Origin of the sequence: Nocardioides secundeburneus, assembly GCF_039939255.1 — a bacterium.
GTDB lineage: Bacteria > Actinomycetota > Actinomycetes > Propionibacteriales > Nocardioidaceae > Nocardioides.
Map to the genome: position 1 here is coordinate 67649 of NZ_JBDUUE010000007.1, position 17727 is coordinate 85375.

General features: G+C 72.6%; 11 protein-coding genes. 8 read left to right on the forward strand and 3 right to left on the reverse strand.

Translation table 11 applies throughout. The features are described 5' to 3' along the window. Nucleotides 1-16: 16 nt before the first annotated feature. Nucleotides 17-1636, forward strand: coding sequence for an MDR family MFS transporter (locus tag ABFT23_RS19125; RefSeq protein WP_347898093.1), 1620 nt, complete (start codon nucleotides 17-19; stop codon nucleotides 1634-1636). Nucleotides 1637-1677: 41 nt separating this feature from the next. Continuing rightward, on the forward strand, nucleotides 1678-3654 hold the full coding sequence (locus tag ABFT23_RS19130) for a TIGR03960 family B12-binding radical SAM protein (RefSeq protein WP_347898095.1): 1977 nt from the start codon (nucleotides 1678-1680) through the stop codon (nucleotides 3652-3654). A 15-nt stretch (nucleotides 3655-3669) separates the two neighbouring features. Here ABFT23_RS19130 and ABFT23_RS19135 read toward each other — a convergent pair whose 3' ends face one another. Beyond that, a complete protein-coding gene (locus tag ABFT23_RS19135; protein ID WP_347898097.1) occupies nucleotides 3670-4407 on the reverse strand; it encodes an SDR family NAD(P)-dependent oxidoreductase in 738 nt (245 codons plus the stop codon). A gap of 307 nt (nucleotides 4408-4714) precedes the next feature. Here ABFT23_RS19135 and ABFT23_RS19140 point away from each other — a divergent pair, with 307 nt between their 5' ends. Together ABFT23_RS19140 and ABFT23_RS19145 are read left to right on the forward strand one after the other, a co-directional pair. Continuing rightward, entirely contained in the window at nucleotides 4715-5956 is a 1242-nt protein-coding gene (locus tag ABFT23_RS19140; protein ID WP_347898098.1) for an HNH endonuclease signature motif containing protein, read from the forward strand. 63 nt (nucleotides 5957-6019) lie between these two features. Then, the gene (locus ABFT23_RS19145; protein ID WP_347898100.1) at nucleotides 6020-6502 is read left to right on the forward strand and encodes a YxiG-like protein; all 483 of its coding nucleotides are present in this window, start codon (nucleotides 6020-6022) and stop codon (nucleotides 6500-6502) included. A gap of 3 nt (nucleotides 6503-6505) precedes the next feature. On the opposite strand, the gene ABFT23_RS19150 is transcribed toward ABFT23_RS19145, so the two are convergent. Next, nucleotides 6506-8554, reverse strand: a complete 2049-nt coding sequence (locus tag ABFT23_RS19150; RefSeq protein WP_347898102.1) for a PTS fructose transporter subunit IIABC — start codon at nucleotides 8552-8554, stop codon at nucleotides 6506-6508. A 132-nt stretch (nucleotides 8555-8686) separates the two neighbouring features. Here ABFT23_RS19150 and ABFT23_RS19155 point away from each other — a divergent pair, with 132 nt between their 5' ends. The 4 genes from ABFT23_RS19155 to ABFT23_RS19170 all read left to right on the forward strand — a co-directional run bounded on the left by ABFT23_RS19155 (nucleotide 8687) and on the right by ABFT23_RS19170 (nucleotide 14963). After that, nucleotides 8687-9925, forward strand: a complete 1239-nt coding sequence (locus ABFT23_RS19155; protein ID WP_347898103.1) for a molybdopterin-dependent oxidoreductase — start codon at nucleotides 8687-8689, stop codon at nucleotides 9923-9925. A 121-nt stretch (nucleotides 9926-10046) separates the two neighbouring features. Beyond that, nucleotides 10047-13613 carry a transcription-repair coupling factor gene (gene mfd / locus ABFT23_RS19160; RefSeq protein ID WP_347898105.1) on the forward strand — a complete coding sequence of 1189 codons (3567 nt, stop codon included), beginning with the start codon at nucleotides 10047-10049 and terminating at the stop codon, nucleotides 13611-13613. Next, complete coding sequence (locus ABFT23_RS19165; RefSeq protein WP_347898107.1) at nucleotides 13610-14341, forward strand: hypothetical protein; 732 nt, start codon at nucleotides 13610-13612, stop codon at nucleotides 14339-14341. Before mfd ends, ABFT23_RS19165 begins: the two co-directional genes overlap by 4 nt. Nucleotides 14342-14363: 22 nt before the next feature. Then, entirely contained in the window at nucleotides 14364-14963 is a 600-nt protein-coding gene (locus ABFT23_RS19170) for a MazG family protein (RefSeq protein WP_347898109.1), read from the forward strand. A 24-nt stretch (nucleotides 14964-14987) separates the two neighbouring features. Here the strand turns inward: ABFT23_RS19170 and ABFT23_RS19175 are convergent, their stop codons facing one another. Further along, nucleotides 14988-17660: an esterase-like activity of phytase family protein gene (locus ABFT23_RS19175; protein ID WP_347898110.1), complete on the reverse strand. Its 2673-nt coding sequence runs from the start codon at nucleotides 17658-17660 to the stop codon at nucleotides 14988-14990. Nucleotides 17661-17727: the final 67 nt, after the last annotated feature.

Sequence of the window (17727 nt, forward strand, 5' to 3'; positions counted from 1 at the left end):
CGTACGCTCGTTGTCGATGTCAACGACCGAGCCCTCCGCCACCGGCGACTACACCCACCGCCAGATCCTCACGATCATCTCCGGCCTCATGCTGGGGATGTTCCTCGGGGCCCTCGACCAGACGATCGTGAGCACCTCGATCCGCACGATCGCCGACGACCTGCAGGGCCTGTCGATGCAGGCCTGGGCGACGACGGCCTACCTGATCACCGCGACGATCACCACGCCGATCTACGGCAAGCTCGGCGACCTCTACGGCCGCAAGAAGCTGTTCATGACGGCGATCTCGATCTTCATCGTCGGCTCGGCGCTGTGCTCGCTCGCGTCGTCCATGACGACGCTGGCCCTCTTCCGCGCCGTCCAGGGCCTCGGCGCCGGCGGGCTGTTCACGCTCATCCTGGCGATCATCGGCGACATCGTGAGCCCACGCGAGCGCGCCAAGTACACCGGCTACTTCATGGCCGTCTTCGGCACCTCGAGCGTGCTCGGACCGCTCGTCGGCGGCTTCCTCGCCGGGCGCGACTCCCTGCTCGGGGTCACCGGCTGGCGCTGGGTGTTCCTGGTCAACGTGCCGATCGGCGTGTTCGCCCTCGCCGTCGTGCTGCGCACCCTGCACGTGCACGCACCCCGGCCGGCGGGCCGGGTCCGCATCGACTGGTGGGGCGCGGCCGCGCTCGTCGTCGCCCTCGTGCCGCTGCTCACCGTGGCCGAGCAGGGCCGCGACTGGGGCTGGACGTCGGGCCGCTCGCTCGCCGCGTTCGTCATCGGCGCCGTGGGTCTCGTCGCGTTCGTCGGCATCGAGCGGGCGATGGGCGACGCCGCCCTCATCCCGCCCCGCCTGTTCCGCATCCGCGCCGCCGTCGTCACGCTCGGCGCCAGCGTGCTCGTGGGTGTCGCGATGTTCGGAGGCATCATGCTGCTGCCGCTCTACATGCAGATCGTGCACGGCGCCTCGCCCACCGAGTCGGGCTTCCTGATGCTGCCGATGGTGGCCGGCATGATGACGGCGTCCATCGGCTCGGGCCGGATCATCTCCCGCACCGGTCAGGTGCGCACGTTCCCGATCGTCGGCTCCGCACTCGTCACCGTCGCGCTGGTGCTGCTCAGCCTCACCACCGCCGACACCGCGCTCGCGCTGGTGATGCTGCCCATGTTCGTGCTCGGCCTCGGGCTCGGCAGCTGCATGCAGCCGCTGCTGCTGACGATGCAGAGCGCGGTCCCGCCGCAGGAGATCGGGGTCGCGACGTCGTCGGCGACGTTCTTCCGCCAGATCGGCGGCACGGTCGGCGTCGCGGTGTTCCTCTCGGTGCTCTTCGGCGGTGTCGGCACCAACATCCAGCAGGCGTTCGCCGACGACGCCGGCAACCCCGTGGTGGCCCAGGCCCTCGCCGACCCTGCCTTCCAGGAGAAGCTCGGCCGCATCGAGGACGACTCCTCGATCATCGAGACCCTGCCCGACGCGCTCGCTCACCCCATCAAGCAGGGCTTCGCCGACTCGATGGACCCGGTCTTCCTCATGGCCGCCGGGGCCGGCCTCCTCGCCTTCCTCGTGCTGCTGCTGATGCCGTCGGTCGAGCTGCGCCAGACCTCGGCCGCGGCCGCGGCGAGAGCAGCGGCCGCCCCCGAGGGCGACTGACGGTTCGTGGCTCGACGGGGGTCGCTCGTAGACTCGGACCCATGTCCGCCAGCGTCTTCCCCCGGCTCGAGCCCCTGCTGCCGACGGTGAGCAAGCCGATCCAGTACGTCGGCGGCGAGCTCAACTCCACCGTCAAGGAGTGGGACTGCGCCGCGTCGTCCGAGACCGGCGGCCCCACCGTGCGCTGGGCCCTGATGTACCCCGACGCCTACGAGGTCGGCCTGCCCAACCAGGGCGTGCAGATCCTCTACGAGGTGCTCAACGAGCGCGACTGGATCATCGCCGAGCGCACCTACGCCGTGTGGCCCGACATGGAGGCGGTGATGCGCGCCGGCGACGAGCACGGCCCGATCCCGCAGTTCACCGTCGACGGCCACCGCTCGGTGCGCGACTTCGACCTGTTCGGCCTGAGCTTCTCCACCGAGCTCGGCTACACGAACATGCTCAACGCGCTCGACCTCGCCGGCATCCCGATCCACGCGGTCGACCGGGGCGACCACGACCCCGTCGTCCTCGCCGGCGGCCACGCCGCGTTCAACCCCGAGCCCATCGCCGACTTCATCGACGCCGCCGTGCTCGGCGACGGCGAGGAGGTCGTGCTCGCGATCTCCGACCTCGTGCGTGAGTGGAAGTCCGAGGGTCGACCCGGCGGCCGCGAGCAGCTGCTGCACCGCCTCGCCGCCACCGGCAACATCTACGTGCCGCGGTTCTACGACGTCTCCTACGACGACGCCTCCGGCCAGATCGTGTCGGTGACGCCGACCAAGCCGGGCGTGCCGCACCGCGTCACCAAGCACACCCTCATGGACCTCGACGCCTGGCCCTACCCGGCCAAGCCGCTCGTGCCGCTCGCCGAGACCGTGCACGAGCGCTTCAGCGTCGAGATCTTCCGCGGCTGCACGCGCGGCTGCCGCTTCTGCCAGGCCGGCATGATCACCCGCCCGGTGCGCGAGCGCAGCCTGACCACGATCGGCGCCATGGTCGAGAACGGCATCCGCAAGTCGGGCTTCGAGGAGGTCGGCCTGCTCTCGCTCTCCAGCGCCGACCACACCGAGATCGGCGACCTCGCCACCGACCTCGCCGACCGCTACGAGGGCTCCAACGTCTCGCTGTCGCTGCCCTCGACCCGCGTCGACGCGTTCAACATCAGCCTGGCCAACGAGTTCTCGCGCAACGGACGCCGCTCCGGGCTCACCTTCGCCCCCGAGGGCGGCAGCGAGCGCATGCGCAAGGTGATCAACAAGATGGTCACCGAGGAGGACCTCATCCGCACCGTCGCCGCGGCCTACAGCCACGGCTGGCGCCAGGTGAAGCTCTACTTCATGGTGGGCCTGCCCACCGAGGAGCTCGAGGACGTCCTCCAGGTCGCCGAGCTGGCCAAGGCCGTGATCAAGAAAGGCCGCGAGGTCACCGGCAAGAACGACATCCGCTGCACCGTCTCCATCGGCGGGTTCGTGCCCAAGCCCCACACGCCGTTCCAGTGGGCCGCCCAGCTCGACGTCGAGACCACCGACGACCGCCTGCAGCAGCTGCGCGACGTCGTCCGCGCCGACAAGCGCTACGGCCGGGCCATCGGCTTCCGCTACCACGACGGCAAGCCCGGCATCATCGAAGGACTCCTCTCGCGCGGCGACCGCCGCGTCGGCCGCGTCATCGAGTCCGTGTGGCGCGACGGCGGCCGCTTCGACGGCTGGAGCGAGCACTTCTCCTACGAGCGCTGGACCACGGCCGCGGCCGCGGCCCTGGAGGGCACCGGCGTCGACCTCGCGTGGTTCACCACCCGCGAGCGGGGCTACGACGAGACCCTGCCCTGGGACCACCTCGACTCCGGCCTCGACAAGGACTGGCTGTGGGCCGACTGGGAGGACGCCCTCGCGGTCGCCGACGGATCCGCCGACGTCGAGGTCGAGGACTGCCGCTGGACGCCGTGCTACGACTGTGGCGTGTGCCCGGAGATGGGCACCGAGATCCAGATCGGGCCGACCGGTCAGCGGCTGCTGCCCCTATCGGTGGTCTGAGGCCGCGGCCTCGGGTCAGCCGCGGCCGAGCAGGGTGCCGCCGTTGACCTGGAGGATCTGCCCGGTGGTCCAGCCGGCGTCCTCGGCGGTGAGGTAGGCGACGGCGGAGGCGACCTCGTCGGGGGTGCCGGGCCGGTTCATCGGGATCGGGCCGACGCGCGATGCGTAGAGCTCGTCGGTCATCCGCGCCGACCAGAACTCGGTGTCGGGCACGAAGCCGGGCGCGACCACGTTGACCGTGATCTCCTCCGGCGCGAGCTGCGTGGCGAGGCCGAGGCCCCAGCCGTGCAGCGCTGCCTTGGCCGCGCCGTAGGGGCCGGCCCCGCGCAGGCCGGCGATCGACGACATCAGCACGATCCGCCCGCCCGGGCGGGCCATCCGCGGGAGCAGCGCCTCGGTGGTGAGCACCGCGGTGACCACGTTGCCCTCGAAGTCGGCCCGGAACCCCTCGGCCACCGCGGCCAGGCCGTCCCCGCCCGCGGCGTAGTTGCCGCCGGCGTTGTTGACCAGCACGTGCACCTGCTCGGGCGCCGCCTCGGCCAGCCGGGCCACGGCGTCGGGGTCGGTCAGGTCGGCGGAGTGGGTGCTGACCGCCTCGCGGCCCACGCTCGCGTTGATCGCCTCCGCGGTGTCGTCGAGGGGTTGCTGGCGCCTCCCCACGACCAGGACGTCGCAGCCGTCCGTCGCGAGGCGGGCCGCGATCGCCCTGCCGAGTCCGGTTCCGCCGCCGGTCACCACTGCGTTCCTGGTCATGGGTCGAGCGTAGGTCGATCCGCGTGATCAGCTCCGGGTGACTGCCGTGCGTGGTCGGGTTGGCCGCGCGCGGTAGCACGCCGCGTCTCGGCCTCAAGGACCAATCCCCACGGTGAGCCGTCACACGGTTTCGGGGATTGGTCCTTGACCCCGAGCCTCTCGCGGCGTGCTGGTCCGGCGCGTGCGGTGGCGCCTCCGCAAGCTCCGGCGCACCGCCCGCCACAGCGCGGCCCAGGGGAGGGAGCTAGGTCGGGTTCGTGGTCGACTTCGAGTCGAATGTGTGTTCGATTCTGTGGTATCATGGCTTATGGTCACCGCGACGAAGAGCAGCAGCGATCCGCTGCTGCTCGCGGTGCGTGGCCGGCGGCTCGCTGAGGCTGGAGCGCAGGTCGAGACGCTGAAGTCGGTCCTGGCGTGGGCCGAACGGAACGAAGCCACCTCGGACGAGGTCATCGTGCTGTTCCAGTCGGTCGAGCGGCCGTTGCACCTGGCCGGTCCGGGTGCTCCGGCGGTGCCGGAGTACGCCGCGCTCGACCTCGCCCTCTCGCTCGGGACGTCGACCGACGCCGGGCTGACCTACCTCGGTCGGGCACTCGAGCTCTGCCACCGGCTCCCGAAGCTCTACCTCCGCGTGGTCAAGCACGAGGTGCCGGTGTGGCGGGCGTTCAAGATCGCGGACGCGACCATGTCGCTGTCCGAGACCGCCACCTGGCACGTCGACAAGGCGATCACCCCGGTCGCGGACCGGTGCTCGTTCGCCCAGCTCGACCGCACCGTCGACGCCGCCCGGGCCGAGCACGACCCCGCCGATGCTGAGGCCCGACGTCTCGCCGCGCTCGAGGACCGGGGCGTCACCGTGTACCTCGCGGGTGCGACCACCGACGGCACCGTCGACGTCATCGCCACCCTCGACACCGCCGACGCGATCGACCTCGAACACGCCCTGCGCGACGGCGCCCAGACGTTGGCTGACCTCGGCTCCACCGAGACCCTCGACGTCCGACGGTCCCAAGCCCTGGGGGAGATGGCCCGCCATCAACTCAGTCTTGATCTCGACACCAGCGGTGGTGGGCGTGGGGTGACGATCTACGCCCACCTCGACGCGGTGAACCCGGACCTGCCCGGTCTGCTCGACAACACCCAGACCCCGCTCCTCGTCCAGCAGGTCCGCTCCTGGTGCGAGACCGCCGGCACGAAGGTCGTCGTGAAGCCGGTCATCGACCTCGCCGAACCAGCCGAGACCCCCGCCTACCGACCCTCCGATGCGATCCGCGAACGCGTCACCCTGCGAGACCGGTGCTGCGTCTTCCCCGACTGCACCCGGCGCCGGGTCGACCTCGACCACATCGTCCCGTTCGAGTCCGGCGGCATCACCGCCACCTGGAACCTCGCCCTCCTCTGCCGACGCCACCACCGCGCCAAGACCCACGGCCACTGGTCGTACCGCATGGTCGAACCCGGCCTCTACCACTGGACCAGCCCCACCGGCACCGAGAAGACCGTCGACCGACGGCCACCACCCGGCACCCACGCCCGCCGACATCCCTGACCGCCCCCACCAGCCCCGACTCCGACCGGACCGGGGCTACCGGCGCGTGATGGGATCGGTGTCGTGGATCGAGCAGGGATCATCGCGGCGTTCGCCGACGTCTTCGACGAGGCGCTGGTCTTCCACGGATACACGCCGCAGCTGCGCGACTACGACCTCTACGTCTACGTGCACGCGCCGACGGGCTCGGGGCGCGACCCGGTGCACATGCGTTACCGCTTCACGCACTGCGTCGTGGCCGAGGCGCGGACGGCGATCGCGCCCGAGATCTGGCGGAGGTCGCTCGACGAGCGGCTGCTCGACCACCGGGCCGCCCTCGAGGCCGACCTCGACGGCTACGTCTGGGGCGTCGAGTGGCAGGTGCTCTACCCGGGCCTGACGCTCCTCGACCGCTCCGACGACGCCGAGCGCTGGGCGGCGGAGGTCGGGATCACGTTCCACGAGGCGCAGGTCGCGACCAACGGTCACGACCTGCGCCTGGTGTTCTCCGACCTCGTGGTCGCCGAGGTCGAACCCCGGCACGTGCCGTTCCGGGTCTCCGACTAGCGGTCAGACGGTCGCGACCTCGACCTCGCGCGGGCGGAACGACTTGAGCCCGACCACCGCGGCCGCGCCGACGACGACGCCGGCGGCGAGCGCGACCAGGAAGCCGAGGACGCCGTCGACGGCGAAGAGCACGAAGATGCCGCCGTGCGGGGCGCGCACGCTGACGCCGAACGCCTCGGAGAGGCCGCCGGTGACGGCGCTGCCGAGCATGATCGCGGGGATGACCCGCAGCGGGTCGGCTGCGGCGAACGGGATGGCGCCCTCGGTGATGAACGAGGCGCCCAGCAGCCAGCCGGCCTTGCCGTTCTCGCGCTCGGGCACCGTGAACAGCTGCGGGCGGACGACGGTGGCGAGCGCGAGGGCGATCGGGGGGACCATGCCGGCGAGCATGACCGCGGCCATGATCTTCAGCTCGGGTGCGTCGCTGGCGAGCGAGGCACCGCCGACGCCGGCCGCGGCGAAGGAGTAGGCGACCTTGTTGAGCGGGCCGCCCATGTCGAAGGCCATCATCAGGCCGAGCACGACGCCGAGCAGGATCGCGTAGCTGCCGCTCATGTCGGACAGACCGTTGTTGAGCTGGTCCATCAGCCAGCCGATCGGCTTGCCGAACACGACGATCATCGCCAGGCCGGCGATGACCGAGGTGAGCAGCGGGATGACGAGCACGGGCATCAGGCCGCGCGCCCAGGCGGGCACCTTCCAGCCGGCGATCCAGTGCGCGACCAGGCCGGCGAGCACGCCGCCGACGATGGCGCCGAGGAAGCCGGTGGCCGGCAGGGCGACCGGGTCGGCCGCTGAGGTCTGCACGTTGAAGATGTTGGCCGCCAGGCCGCCGACGATGAAGCCGGGGGCGATGCCCGGACGGTCGGCGATCGCGTAGGCGATGTAGCCGGCCAGCGCCGGGATGAAGAACATGAACGCGGTCTTGCCGATGATGAAGAACAGCGCGCCGAGGTAGGCGGCGAGACCCGAGCCGAACAGTGCGTGGTCGAGGCCCAGGGCCGACGGGTCCGGCAGGTCGAACAGCGTGTTGTTGACGGCGATGTCGCCGTAGGGTCCGACGATCTCGTAGCCGCCGAGCAGGAAGCCGAGCGCGATCATCAGGCCGCCGGCGGCGACGAACGGGATCATGTACGACACGCCGGTCATCAGCACCCGGCGCGTGCGCCCGCCCCACGACTCGGCGGCGCCGGACGACGAGGTCTCACCGGCGGACGCCGTCCCCTCGACGCGCGGCGCACCGGGGTCGTCGGCGTAGCGCAGGGCCTCGGCGATCATGGCGTCGCCGTCGTCGATCGGACGCTTCACGCCCGACGACACGACGGGCTTGCCGGCGAAGCGCGAGCGGTCGCGCACGCCGACGTCGACGGCGAAGATCACGGCGTCGGCCGCGGCTATCGTCTCGGGCTTGAGCGGCGTCGAGCCGGCCGAGCCCTGGGTCTCGACGTCGATGGTGACGCCGGCGCGCTGCGCGGCGGCCTCGAGCGCCTCGGCCGCCATGTAGGTGTGCGCGATGCCGGTCGGGCACGCGGTGACCGCGACCAGGCGCCGGGCGGCGGCCGCGGGAGCCTTCTCGGCCTGGGCGGGCGCGGGAGCCTCCTCGGGCGCCACGACCCCGGCGACCAGCGCGACGACTTCGTCGGCCGTGTTGGCGGCGCGGAGCCCGTCGGTGAAGTCCGGGCGCACCAGCGCCCGGGCCAGCTTGGTGAGGATCTGCAGGTGGGTGTTGTCGCCGCCGGCGGGAGCGGCGATGAGGAAGGCGAGGTCGGCCGGGCCGTCCTTGGCGCCGAAATCGACGGGCGGGGCGAGCCGGGCGAAGACGAGCGTCGGCACCTCGACGCCGGTGGTACGGCAGTGGGGGATCGCGATGCCGTCCTTGAGGCCGGTGGCCGACTTGGCCTCCCGGGCGAAGGCGTCGTCGACGAGCTGCTCGACGTCGGTCGCGCGGCCGGCGTCGGCGACGACGGCGGCGAGCGCACGGATGGTGTCGTGCTTGTCGCTGCCGAGGTCGGCATCGAGGCGGACGAGCGCCGGGGTGATGAGGTCGGTCATGGCTCTCCCTGGATCATGCATGTTGGTATGTGTTGTTTTATGCCCGATCGTGTTGTTGTGTCAAGCGTCACCTGCCTCCCAGGGTTCCAGAGGTCATCAACTGAAGTGACTTACTAGTGTTAGGGTCGCGCCATGCCGACCAGCCGTCGCTCCGTCCTGGCCTCCGCCGCCGCAGCCCCGATCGCCAGCACCGTTGCGAGCACCGTGGGGCAGGCCCAGCGTCCCGCCGCGGCGGGGGCGCCGTCCATCGTCAAGCCCCTGCCGCCCGAGCGGTTCGTCGACTTCGGCACCAACGCCGAGATGCGCTGGGACTCCGTCGACCCGCGCCGCTACCTCACCCCGCAGGCCGACCTGTTCGTGCGCAACCACACCGCGACCCCGACCATCGACGCCGCCACCTACCGGCTGCGGGTCTTCGGCGACGGCCTGCGCGAGGCCCGCAGCGAGGCCGACGCCGTCAGCCTGAGCCTGCGCGACCTGCGGCGCCTGCCGCGCACCCGGCTCACCGCCGTCCACGAGTGCACCGGCAACGGTCGCAGCTTCTTCGCCTCCCAGCAGGGCCAGACCGTCAGCGGCACCGCCTGGAGGCTCGGCTCCGTCGGCACGGTCGAGTGGGAGGGCGTGCGGCTGCGCACCGTGCTGCGGCGCCTCGGCCTCGACCGCGACGCCGTCTCGATCATGGCCACCGGCCTCGACGACCCGTTCCGCAGCGGCACCACCGACTACGGTCGCGTCCGGCGTCCGTTCCCCGTCACCAAGGGGCTGGACGACGCCCTCCTGGCATGGGGGGCCAACGGCCAGCCCCTGCTGCCCGACCACGGCTTCCCGCTGCGGCTGGTGCTGCCGGGCTGGATCGGCATCGCGAGCATCAAGTGGCTCGGCTCGCTCGAGGTCGCCACACGCGAGCTCACCTCGCCGTGGAACACGACCTTCTACCGGATGACCGGCGGTGACTACCCGGCCGACTCGCCGCCGCTCACCGTCAACCCCGTGCGCTCGGCCTGGGAGCTGCCGCTGCCGGCCATCCTGGCCGCCGGCCGCACCCACACGCTCACCGGCCGCGCGTGGTCGGGCGCCGCGCCGATCGCCCGCGTCGACGTCAGCCTCGACGGCGGCGCCACCTGGCGGCGCGCCGACCTCGACGACCGCCACCCCCACGGGCACCACGGCCACCACCGGCGCGACCGTGGCGACCGCGGGCACGGCTGGACGCAGTTCTCCGTGCGCTGGCCGAAGCCGCGCCCCGGCTCCTACCAGCTGCTGGCCCGCGCCACCGACCGCGCCGGGCGCACCCAGCCCGACGTCAGCCCGCTCAACGCGCAGGGCTACTTCTTCGACGCCGTCGTGAAGCACCCGGTCACCGTCGTCTGAGGGTTCCTCGGCCGAGCGCCGATGAAGGACTGTCGGTGGGCGGTCCTAGACTCGAGAAGCACCCCCGATCGACCTGATCGGGGGCCGCTCGTGCTGCCCCACCTGCTCTACGGGAGTCCCTGTGTCCCTCGCCGCCCTGGCCCGCCTCGTGCTCGCCACCCCGGCCTACGCCGACCTCGCGACCCGGGCCCGCTCGCGCGAGGCCCGCACGCTCGACCTCACCGGGCCGGGCTCGCTCCGCTCGTTCGTGGCCGCCGCGCTGGTCGGGGCCGGCCGCTCCACGCTCGTCGTCACCGCGACCACGCGCGAGGCCGAGGAGCTCACGGCCGAGCTCGGCGACCTGGTCGGGCCCGAGGTCGTCGCGCACTACCCGAGCTGGGAGACGCTGCCGCACGAGCGGCTCAGCCCGCGCAGCGACACCGTCGGCAAGCGGTTGGCGGTCCTGCGCCGCCTCGCGCACCCCGGCACCGACGCCGCCAACGGCCCGCTGAAGGTCGTCGTCGCACCGGTCCGCTCGATCCTGCAGCCGCAGGTCAAGGGCCTGGCCGACCTCGAACCGGTCGAGCTCGCGCTCGGCGACTCCATGCCCCTCGACGACCTCGTCCGCCGGCTCGTCGACGCCGCCTACACGCGCGTCGACCTGGTCGAGAAGCGCGGCGAGTTCGCCGTGCGCGGCGGCATCGTCGACGTCTTCCCGCCCACCGAGGAGCACCCGCTGCGCGTCGAGCTGTGGGGCGACGACGTCGAGGAGATCCGCTCGTTCTCGGTCGCCGACCAGCGCACCCTCGACAAGGCCGAGCGCCTGTGGGCGCCGCCGTGCCGTGAGCTGCTGCTCACCGACGACGTGCGGGGCCGCGCCGCCGAGCTCGGCCGCGAACACCCGCAGCTGCTCGAGCTCACCGACAAGATCGCCCACGGCATCGCCGCCGAGGGCATGGAGTCGCTCGCGCCCGTGCTGGTCGACGAGATGGAGCTGCTCGTCGACCTCTTCGCCGCCGACGCCCACCTGCTCGTGCTCGACCCCGAGCGCGTGCGCACCCGCGCCCACGACCTCGTCGCCACCAGCGACGAGTTCCTCGGTGCCTCGTGGGCCGCCGCGGCGGGTGGGGGACAGGCCCCGATCGACCTCGGTGCGGCGTCCTACCGCTCGCTCGGCGACGTCCGCGAGCACGTGCTCGGGCGCGGGCAGTCGTGGTGGTCGCTCAGCCCGTTCGGCCTCGACCCGGGCGAGCTGGGTGACGTGGTCGAAACCGGCGACCGGCCCAGCGTCGCGCTCCCGGCCGTCCCCGTGCCGACCTACCACGGCGACGTCGCGAAGGCGCTCGCCGACCTCGACCGGTGGCGCGGCGACGGCTACCAGGTCGTCGCCGTCCACCCCGGCCACGGACCGGCCCAGCGCCTGGTCGAGCAGCTCGCCGAGCGCGACGTCCCGGCCCGCATCGTCGAGCAGGGCGACCTCGAGCTCGGCGTCGTCACCGTCACCTGCGGCGCGCTCTCGCACGGCTTCGTCGACGACGCCGCCCGCATCGCCGTCGTCACCGGGGAGGACGTCAGCGGCCAGCGCGGCGCGTCCACGCGCGACATGCGCAAGATGCCTGCCCGCCGCAAGAAGCAGATCGACCCGCTCGAGCTCAAGGCCGGCGACTACGTCGTCCACGAGCAGCACGGCGTCGGCCGCTTCGTCGAGATGAAGCAGCGCGACGTGCAGGGCGCGCGCCGCGAGTACCTCGTGCTCGAGTACGGCGCCACCAAGCGCGGCGCCCCGCCCGACCGCCTCTACGTGCCGGCCGACGCCCTCGACCAGGTCACCCGCTACGTCGGCGGCGAGCAGCCCAGCCTCGACCGCCTCGGCGGCGCCGACTGGACCAAGCGCAAGGCCCGCGCCCGCAAGGCGGTCAAGGAGATCGCGGCCGAGCTGATCAAGCTCTACGCCGCGCGCCAGGCCACCAAGGGCTACGCGTTCGGCCCCGACACCCCGTGGCAGCGCGAGCTGGAGGACGCCTTCCCGTTCACCGAGACCCCCGACCAGCTGAGCACGGTCGAGGAGGTCAAGTCCGACATGCGCCAGGTCGTGCCGATGGACCGCCTCATCTGTGGCGACGTCGGCTACGGCAAGACCGAGATCGCCGTCCGGGCGGCGTTCAAGGCCGTGCAGGACGGCAAGCAGGTCGCCGTCCTGGTGCCCACCACGCTGCTGGTCACCCAGCACCTGAGCACCTTCGCCGAGCGCATGAGCGGGTTCCCGGTCGTGATCAAGGGCCTCAGCCGGTTCCAGACCGACAAGGAGGCCAAGGAGGTCGCCGCCGGTCTCGCCGAGGGCTCGATCGACATCGTCGTCGGCACCCACCGCCTGCTCAACCCCGACATCAAGATGAAGGACCTCGGCCTCATCATCGTCGACGAGGAGCAGCGCTTCGGCGTCGAGCACAAGGAGCAGATGAAGCGGCTGCGCACCTCGGTCGACGTGCTCAGCATGAGCGCCACCCCGATCCCGCGCACGCTCGAGATGTCGATCACCGGCATCCGCGAGATGTCGACCATCACCACCCCGCCCGAGGAGCGCCACCCGGTGCTCACCTACGTCGGCGCCTACGAGGACCGTCAGGTCACCGCCGCCGTCCGCCGCGAGCTGCTGCGCGACGGCCAGGTGTTCTACATCCACAACCGGGTCAACTCCATCGAGAAGGCCGCCTCGAAGATCCGTGAGCTCGTGCCCGAGGCCCGGGTCGCCACCGCGCACGGGCAGATGAACGAGAAGCAGCTCGAGCAGGTGATGCTCGACTTCTGGGAGAAGCGCTTCGACGTGCTCGTGTGCACCACGCTCGTCGAGTCCGGTCTCGACGTCTCCAACGCCAACACCATGATCATCGAGCGCTCCGACACCCTCGGCCTCTCGCAGCTGCACCAGCTGCGCGGGCGGGTGGGCCGCAGCCGCGAGCGCGCCTACGCCTACTTCCTCTACCCGGGCGAGAAGCCGCTCACCGAGACCGCCCACGAGCGCCTCGCCACGCTGGCCCAGCACTCCGACCTCGGCGGCGGCATGGCCATCGCGATGAAGGACCTCGAGATCCGCGGCGCCGGCAACCTGCTCGGCGGCGAGCAGTCCGGCCACATCGCCGACGTCGGCTTCGACCTCTACGTGCGTCTCGTCGGCGAGGCCGTCGCCGAGTTCAAGGGCGACACCGAGCCCGAGCTCAACGAGGTCCGCATCGAGCTGCCGATCGAGGCCCACCTGCCGCACGACTACATCGAGAGCGAGCGGCTGCGGCTCGAGATGTACCGCCGCCTCGCCGAGGTCCGCACCGACGACGACGTCGACAAGATCGCCGAGGAGATGGTCGACCGCTACGGCGAGCCGCCCGTCGAGGTCGTCTCGCTGCAGCTCGTGGCCCGGTTCCGCGCGCGGGCCCGCCAGGCCGGCGTCGGCGAGGTCACCATCGCCGGTCGCAACGTGCGCTTCGCCCCGGTCTCGCTGCCCGAGTCGCGGCAGGTGCGCCTGCAGCGCATGTACCCCAAGTCGATCATCAAGGCCGCGGCCGACGCCGTCCTGGTCCCGAGGCCCGGCATCCCCGGCCGGACCGGCACCCCGCTCGAGGGCATCGCCCTGCTTGAATGGGCCCGCGGTGTCATCGACAGCGTCATCGACCCGCTGCCCGCCAGCCAGCCGACCCTGGAGCCCTCGTCGTGAAGCACCCCGTGCGCCGTGCCGCCCTGCTGACCCCCGTGCTCGTCGCGGGCATCGCCCTCAACGGCTGCGGTGTCGCCGACGAGCAGGCCCGGCCCGGCCTCGCCGCCGAGGTCGGTGGCACGGCGATCACCACGAGCGACGTCGACGACGAGACCCAGGGCATCTGCGACTTCCTCGACGCCGCCGAGGGCCAGCAGGCGGCTTTCCCGAAGTCCGCGGTGCGACGCCTGACGTTCGAGACCGCCGTGCGCCGCGTCGCGGCCGAGAAGGTGCTCGACGAGCTCGGCCTCGACCTGCCCTCCGACGTCGATACCCAGGCCTCCGCGGTCCGCCAGCAGCTCGCCGAGGCCGGCGACGCCGACGACGCCGAGCTGTTCGCCGACGGCGAGGTGGCGCGCCTCTACGTCGCGGCAGCGGCCGGCGTCATCGGTGCCGAGCTGCTCGACGACGGCACCTCGGCCGACGACGAGGCGGCCGCCGCCCGCGGTGTGCAGGCGCTGCAGGAGTGGCTCGTCGACAACGACGTCGACCTCAACCCCGCCTACGGCGTCGCCCTCGCCGACGACGGCACCTTCACCGCCGACGAGGGCCTGTCGATCCCGGTCAGCGACGCCGCCGTCGCCGCCCAGGCCGAGGCGGGGCTCGAGCTGCTCGGCGGCAACCAGGAGGAGGTCGCGGCAGCGGCCGAGGGCCTGCCGGCCGACCAGGTCTGCGGCCCCACGGCCTGACCCTCTCCCGAGAGGCGCGACCGTGTCCGACGAGCCGCTGCTCGAGTTCCGCGAGGTCATGCGCAGGCTGCGGGCCGAGTGCCCGTGGAAGGCCGGGCAGACCCACCGCAGCCTCGTGCGCTACCTCGTCGAGGAGCTGCACGAGACCGTCGACGCCATCGAGACCGGCACGCCCGGCGACCTCGCCGAGGAGCTCGGCGACCTGCTCCTGCAGGTCTACTTCCACGCCGCGATCGCCGAGGAGTCCGGCACCTTCACCCTCGACGACGTGGCGGCCGGCATCGTGGCCAAGATGCGGCGCCGCAACCCGCACGTCTTCGGCGACGCGGGGGCGCAGACGAGCGCGGCCGAGGTCAACGAGCTGTGGGAGCAGGTCAAGGCCACCGAGAAGTCGCGTGACGACGTCACCGACGGCATCGCCCCGACCCTGCCTGCGCTCCTCTACGCCGACAAGGTCGTCGACCGGCTGGGGCGCGCCGGACGCCCGGCCGAGCCGGGCGGTCACGGGGCCGGCGACGGTCTCGGCGACCGCCTCCTCGCCCTGGTGGTCGAGGCCCACGACGCCGGCGTCGACCCCGAGCAGGAGCTGCGCGACGCCGTCCGCCGCCTGCTGCGGGGCTGAGGGTCGAGCCGGCGCCGGCGTGGGTCAGCGGCGTCCGCGCGGCTTCTTCTTCAGCACGGTCACCGGCACGACCTTCGAGGCCGAGCCGAGCGCGTCGGCGGCACCGGCGTAGACCGCGCGGTAACGGTGCACACCGCGCGCGGGCCGCAGAGTCACGCGCGCCGCGCCGCCGCGCAGCCGCAGCGTGCGGACGACGCGACCGCGGTCGGTCAGCCGGACGACGCCGGTGGTGAACGACGGGCCGACGCGCACGGTCAGCGTGACCGGCTGGCCGCGGCGCACGGTGCGCTTGGTCGTCCGGAGGCCGGTCGTCGTGCCGATGGAGGCGGCGAAGACCCGCTTGAGCCCACCGAGGCGGTAGAGCTGCGACTCGCCGGTGGCGTCGGACAGGCCGTCGTTGTCGGTGACCGCGATCACGGCGCCGTCGGCCGCGATGCCGAGGCCCTCGAGCTTCTCCTGGGTCCAGCCCTTCTGGGCGCGCATCGCGGGCAGCAGGTCGACGGCGAGACGCTTGGCCAGGCGGGTCGGTCGCGACGGCGTGCCGGCGGGCACGTCGACGGTGTAGACGCGCTTGAAGGCCGCGCGCGTGCCGGCCAGCTTGTCGCGCTCGATGACGGCGAGGGTGTTGTCGTCGACCACGGCGATCTCCGACAGGCCGATCCAGTCGCCCGGGGTGCTCGTGGTGGCGAGCGGGTAGGTGAACCAGGTCCACCGGGCGGTGGCGACGTCGTAGCGGCCGATGCGCGCGACGTTGCCCTCGAGCGGCTCCACGGCGCCCGCGGCGACCGACGGGTCGACCCAGAGCGGCCGCTGGACGGCGACGAAGACCTGCTCCGAGGCGCCCGAGCCGCGCACGGCGACGCCCTCGAGGCCCCAGTTGCGGATGTGCGAGCTCACCTCGGTCGGCAGCGCCACCGTCTGCCGGACGACGCCCGCGGCGTCGGTCCGCACGAGCTGGTTGGCCGGGCCGGTGGCGCCCTCGGCCGCGAGCCAGAAGCCGCCGGCCGGTCGCGCGGAGATGCCCTCGATGTCGATCGCGGGACGGCTGCCGTCGGCGGCGCGCACGGTGGTGACGTCGGTGATCACGGCCGGGGTGCCGGTCACGTCGACCTCGTAGATGCGGCCGGTGGCGAAGGCGGAGTCGCTGGCGGCGTACATCGCGCCGGCGTCGCCTGGCTTGCCCGACAGCGCGCCGAGGGCGCCCCAGCCGATGGGCGTCGGCTCCCCGGGCAGCGTGGTCGAGACGACGGAGGGGAACCGCGGCGTCGACGAGCCGAGCCGGTAGATCCCGACCGAGGCCCGCACCTGGACGTCGCTCTCGTCGGTCTCGGAGGAGACGACGAGCAGGTTGCGCGAGGGGATCGGCAGCAGGCCCTCGGGGCCGTTGGTGGCCGGCAGCACCTGGCGGAAGGCCGGGCGGGTCGGGTCGGTCATGTCGTAGACGGCGACGAAGTTGCTGCGCTCGGAGCCGACGAACGCGGTCGGCACGCCACCGACGACGTCGAAGGCGAGGCCCTCGGGCTCGGCGCCCTTGTTGTCGGCACGGTCGTCGTTGAACAGCCCGTGCCGGATGGCGAGGTTCTCGAAGGTGTTGCCGGCGTCCCAGACGACGTCGCCGGTGGTGGCGTCGAAGACGGTCCACCCGCGGGTGCCGCCCTTCCAGTCGCCCTCGTTCGCGGTGGCGACGAGGCCGTCGCCGACCCACTGCACCGAGTCGGGCTCGCGCGGCAGGTCGATGGCGTCGTCGGCGTCGAAGACGCCGTTGTCGGTGGCGTCGACGCCGGAGACGATGGCGTTGCCGGCGGAGAAGACGTTCTCGACCGTGAGCGTGGGCAGGTCGACGACGACGACGCCGTTGTTCTCCTGCAGGGTCATCACGACCTGGTCGTCGTCGTTGATGTCGACGTACTCGGGCTCGGGGTCCTCGGGGGTGTCGAGCCCGGCCTCGACGAACGACGGCAGGGGGTCGCCGTCGGGCTCGACGAGCGGCACCTCGGTCGCCGTCCACGAGGTCGGGTCGGCGGGGGAGAGGTCGACGACCTGCAGCGAGCCGGCGGGCAGCTGCGGCAGGTCGCCCTCCTCGCCGCCCGGCGGGGTGGCCTCCTCGTCGCGCTGGTTCTCCATCGCGATGGCGGCGTAGTCGCCGTCGGGGCTGATGGCGATCGAGTCGGGCTGGCCGCCGAGGTCGATCGAGTGCAGCACCTGCCGGGTGGCGAGGCTGACGACGTCGACGCGGCCGGCCGGGTCCACGAAGTCGCCGCCGGACTCGTCGACCACGACGAGGACGACGTCGCCGACCGCGGCCACCGACGTCGGCTGGTCGTCGGCGTGGCCGAGCGCGGCGAGGTCGAGGGTGCCGGCGCCCACGGGAGCGGTGGGGTCGGTGATGTCGAGGAAGCCGATGCGCTGGCCGGCGGCGTCGGTGTAGACGACCGTGTTGCCGTCGGGGGTGACGGTGGAGATCTCCGCGACGGTCTCGTCGGCCGGGTCGACACCGGCCGGCACGTTCTGGAAGACCGGGTAGGTCGCCACGCGGTCGAACCACGGACCGGTCGCCGCCAGGCGCGACTGCGGGCCGATCGGACGGTTCGGGCGCTCGTCGGGACGGGCGGACGCCGGGCCGGTCTGCAGACCGGCGACGACGAGGGGGACGGTGCACAGCGCGACGAGCGCGGTGCGAGGACGGCGGAGCTGCACGGGGAGGCCTTCCGGCGGGACCGCGGTCGGGCTCCGCGGTCGGACCGGCCTACGCAAGCGGAGCCGG

Bases quoted from the DNA above. Each gene is read 5' to 3' on its own strand.
- ABFT23_RS19140 (WP_347898098.1), top strand. From the start codon at position 4,715: ATGGTCACCGCGACGAAGAGCAGCAGCGATCCGCTGCTGCTCGCGGTG.
- ABFT23_RS19150 (WP_347898102.1), bottom strand. From the start codon at position 8,554: ATGACCGACCTCATCACCCCGGCGCTCGTCCGCCTCGATGCCGACCTC.
- ABFT23_RS19130 (WP_347898095.1), top strand. From the start codon at position 1,678: ATGTCCGCCAGCGTCTTCCCCCGGCTCGAGCCCCTGCTGCCGACGGTG.
- ABFT23_RS19155 (WP_347898103.1), top strand. From the start codon at position 8,687: ATGCCGACCAGCCGTCGCTCCGTCCTGGCCTCCGCCGCCGCAGCCCCG.
- ABFT23_RS19125 (WP_347898093.1), top strand. From the start codon at position 17: ATGTCAACGACCGAGCCCTCCGCCACCGGCGACTACACCCACCGCCAG.
- ABFT23_RS19135 (WP_347898097.1), bottom strand. From the start codon at position 4,407: ATGACCAGGAACGCAGTGGTGACCGGCGGCGGAACCGGACTCGGCAGG.